At 72.5% G+C, this 4697-nt stretch carries 1 pseudogene; it reads right to left on the bottom strand.

What is annotated here, in order from left to right:
• Window positions 1-4691 (bottom strand): annotated as a pseudogene (locus tag AC07CM_RS50350) (SDR family NAD(P)-dependent oxidoreductase); the annotation flags it as partial.
• Between the last annotated feature and the right edge of the window lie 6 nt (window positions 4692-4697).

The following is a 4697-nucleotide window of genomic DNA, read 5'->3' as shown; positions in this document are numbered from 1 at the left end:
AGCGCGAACAACGCCGGCTGCGACCACCCCGTCCGGTCCAACACATCCGCATCCTCACCCCACATCACCTCCCGGACATCCGCCCCCAACTCCGCAACCACCGCATCGAACGCCTCCGCAAACACCGGGAACCGGCCATACAACCCACGCCCCATCCCCAACCACTGCGCACCCTGACCCGTGAACACAACCCCCAACCGACCATCACCAGCCACCCCCTCCACCCCGGCCGCCGACAGCTCACCCGACGTCCGGCCCACCGAAACCAGACGGTGGTCGAACCGCGACCGCGACAACAGGGAGTACGCCACGTCCAGCGGCCGCGCGGAAACCTCCGCCAGCCGGGCCAACTGCTCACGGGCGGCCGCCCCGGACCGGCCGCACACCAGCCACGGCACCACGACATCCACCACCGCCGGCTCAACGACCTCACTGGCCGGAGCCTGCTCCAGGATCGTGTGCGCGTTCGTCCCGGAGATCCCGAACGACGACACAGCCGCCCGCCGCGGCCGCTCCACCACCGGCCACGCCCTCGCCTCAGTCACCAGCTCGACGTCACCGGCTCCCCAGTTCACGTGTGACGAGGGCCGGTCCACGTGCAAGGTCCGCGGCGCAACACCGTGGCGGAGCGCCACGACCATCTTGATCACACCGGCGACACCGGCGGCGGCCTGTGTGTGCCCGATGTTCGACTTCACCGAACCCAACAGCAACGACGTCTCACGGTCCTGCCCATAGGTCGCCAGCAGCGCCTGCGCCTCGATCGGATCACCCAACGACGTACCGGTGCCGTGACCCTCCACGACATCCACGTCCGCGGGTGACAGCCCCGCGCTCGCCAGCGCCTGCCGGATCACCCGCTGCTGCGAAGGCCCGTTCGGCGCCGTCAGGCCGTTCGACGCGCCGTCCTGGTTCACCGCCGAACCCCGCACCACGGCAAGGATCTCGTGACCGTTGCGCACCGCGTCCGACAGCCGCTCCACCACCAGCATGCCGACACCCTCGGACCACCCGACACCGTCGGCGGAGTCGGCGAAGGACCGGCAGCGGCCATCGACGGACATACCCCGCTGGCGGGAGAAGTCGACGAACAGGTTCGGGGTGGACAGCACGGTCACCCCGCCGGCCAGCGCCAGATCACAGTCACCCGACCGCAACGCCTGGGCCGCCCAGTGCAGGGCCACCAACGAGGACGAACACGCCGTGTCGACCGTGACCGCCGGGCCCTCGAAGCCGAAGCTGTAGGCGACGCGGCCGGACGCCACGCTCGGTGCGCTGCCGTTGCCGCGGTACCCCTCGAACTCCGGGGCGTTCAGCAGTTCCGAGTAGTCGCTGTACATGACGCCGGCGAACACACCGGTGCGGCTGCCCCGCAGCGACACCGGATCGATGCCCGCCCGCTCCAGCGCCTCCCACGACGTCTCCAGCAGCAGACGCTGCTGCGCGTCCGTGGCGAGCGCCTCCCGGGGGCTCATGCCGAAGAACTCCGCGTCGAACTCCCCCGCGTCGTGCAGGAAACCCGCCTCACGCGCGTACGAGGTGCCGAGGTGGTCGGGGTCGGGGTCGTACAGGCCGTCGAGGTCCCAGCCCCGGTTGTCCGGGAATGCCGACACGGCGTCCACCTCGTCGGTGACCAGCTGCCACAGGTCCTCCGGCGACCGCACCCCACCCGGGTAGCGGCACGCCATGCCCACGATCACCACCGGGTCGTCGGACACGGACGGCAGTGACGCGACCGGCGTCTCCGCCGGCTCGATCCCCAGCAGTTCCCCGATCAGGTAGGCCACCAGCCCGGCGGAGGTCGGGTAGTCGAACACGAGCGTCGCCGGCAGCCGCAACCCGGTCACGGCGGCCAGGCCGTTGCGCAGTTCCACCGCCGTCAGCGAATCCATGCCCAGCTCCCGGAACGAGCGCTCCGGATCCACCGGCGCCGAGGCGTCGTAGCCCAGCACGGCCGCCACCCGGCCACGAACCAGGTCGAGCACGACCTCCGTGCGGTCGGCCTCCGGGAGCGCTGCGAGGCGGCGGGCCAGGCCGTCGGCCACCTCCCCTCCCTGCGCCGCGATCCGCCGGCCCCGCATGCGCACGAGTCCGCGCAGCAAGGCGGGCACCTCGCCACGAGCCCGCACCGCCGCCAGATCGAGCAGCACGGGCGACACCACCGCCTCGTCCGGCACGGACAGGGCCGCGTCGAACAGCGCCATGCCCTGCTCGACCGTCAGCGGCGGCACGCCTTCGCGGGCGAGGCGGGCGCGGTCGGCGTCGGTGAGCCCGGAGGTCATGCCGGTCTCGGGCGCCCACGCGCCCCACGCGAGCGACAGGCCGGGCAGTCCGTGGGCGCGGCGGTGGGCGGCGAGGGCGTCGAGGAACGCGTTGCCCGCCGCGTAATTGCCCTGTCCGGCCGCGCCGAGGATGCCGGCGACCGAGGAGAAGAGCACGAAGGCGTCGAGGTCGGTGGTCAGCTCGTGCAGGTGCCAGGCGGCATCCGCCTTCACTCGCAACACCGTGGCGAGGCGCTCGGGCGTGAGGGAGTCGATGACACCGTCGTCCAGCACACCGGCGGCGTGCACGACGGCACGCAGCGGGTGCCCGGCCGCCACGGTGGCAAGTGCCGCCGCCAGCGCCTCCCGGTCCGTCACGTCGCAGGCGAGGACCGTTGCGGTGGCATCGAGTCCGGTCAGATCGGCGACCAACTCGGTGGCGCCCTCGGCGTCGGGTCCGCGGCGACTGAGCAGCAGCAGGTGCCGCACGCCGTGCTCGGCGACGAGGTGCCGTGCGAGGCTCGCGCCGAGCCCGCCGGTGCCACCCGTGATCAGGACCGTGCCGTCGGCGTCCCAGTCCGTGCTCGCGGCGGGGGCGGTGAGGCGGGCGAGCCGAGCGGCCCGAACCTCGCCGTCCCGCACGCGCACCTGGGGCTCGTCGGTGGCGAGGACCGCGCCCAGCGGCAGCGGTCCGTGGTCGGCATCGACGAGGACGAAGCGGCCGGGGTTCTCGGTCTGGGCGGACCGCACGAGGCCCCACGGCGCGGCCGTTGCCGGATCGGCGCCGTCGACGACGAACACCAGCCGGGTCTCGTTGGACGACACGTCGGACGCGAGCCAGCGCTGGAGCAGGCTCAGCACACGGGCGGCGAGGTCGTGGGTTCCGGTGAGCACGTCACCGTCGGCGGCGAGAGGTACGACGACGGCGTCGGGGGCGCCGGGGGCGTCGCCGAGCGAGGCCAGGTCGACGGTGGCCGAGACAGTGACGCCTGCCGAACGCAACCGGTCGGCGACACCGCGCGGGTCGTCGCCGAGCACGACGGCGGTCACCGGCTCGTTGCCGGCGCGTGCCCGTGCCGACCAGTCGATCCGGTAGAGCGCGTCGGTGCCTGGGCCGACCTGATCGGCGGCGAACTCGCGGAACACGAGCGAGTCGACGGTGGCAACCATGTTGCCGGCTGTGTCGGCGGCGGCGATGGTGACGCCGTCGGCGGGATTGCCGGTCAGGACCACGCGCAGCGCGGCGGCCGCCGAGGCGTGCAGGGTCACGCCCTCCCAGGCGAACGGGAGCACACTGCGATCGGTGTCGCCGGTCAGCGACGCCGCGTGCAGAACCGCGTCCAGCAGCGCCGGGTGCAGACCGTATGCGTCGGCCTGGCCGGCCGTCCGGTCCGGCAGCACGACCTCCGCGTAGATATCGCCGCCGCGGCGCCAGGCGGCCGTGAGACCGCGGAACATCGGGCCGTAGCCGAAGCCGAGGTCGGCGAGCCGCTCGTAGAAACCGTCCAGGGCGATGGCTTCCGCACCGGCCGGCGGCCACGTGGAGAAGTCGGCCGTGGCGGCCTCGGAGGCGGCCAGGGCGCCGAACGCGTGCTGTGTCCACGGACCGTCGGTGTGTTCGGGGCGGGAGAACACGCCGAAGGCAGTGCCGTCGACCCGCACCTGTATATGCACCGCGCCGGTTTCGGGCAGAACGAGCGGGACCGCCAGGGTCAGCTCGTCGATCCGGTCCAGCCCGACCTCGTCGCCGGCACGCAGCGCCAGCTCGATGAACCCGGTGCCGGGGAACAGAACCTGGCCGTGCACGGCATGATCCGCCAGCCACGGCACGGACCGCACGGACAGCCGCCCGGTGAGCACGGTGACCTCGCCGCCGGCGACGGCAACGGCCGCGCCCAGCAGTGGGTGTTCGACCGAAGCGAGGCCCGCACCGGACACGTCGCCGGTGGCACCGGTCCGCTCGGGCCAGAACCGTTCGTGCTGGAAGGCGTAGGTCGGCAGTGCGACCCGGCGGGCGCCCGTGCCGGCGAAGAACGCCTCCCAGTCCACGGCCACCCCGTGCGCGAACACGCCGGCCACGGCGGTGACCGCCGACGTTTCCTCATCACGGCCGCGCCGCAGCATCGGCACGGTCGTCACCTCGGCGCTCTCCTGGATCATCGCCGACAGCGTCCCGTCCGGCCCCAGCTCCAGGAACGTACCCACACCATCGGCCACCATCGCCTGCACCGCATCGGCGAACCGCACCGCCTCACGCACATGCCGAACCCAGTACTCCGGACTCGTCGGATCACCCGACATCAACCGGACCACCGGCTCACGGAACTCGATCCCCTCAAGCGCAGCCGCGAACTCCTCCAGCATCGGATCCATCAACGGCGAATGGAACGCATGCGACACCGACAACCGCTTGTGCTTCCAACCCAACTCAGCCGC

This window comes from Streptomyces sp. NPDC044061, assembly GCF_056434305.1.
The sequence above is the reverse complement of the archived record's forward strand: the minus strand, read 5'-3'. Positions and strand labels throughout refer to the sequence as shown.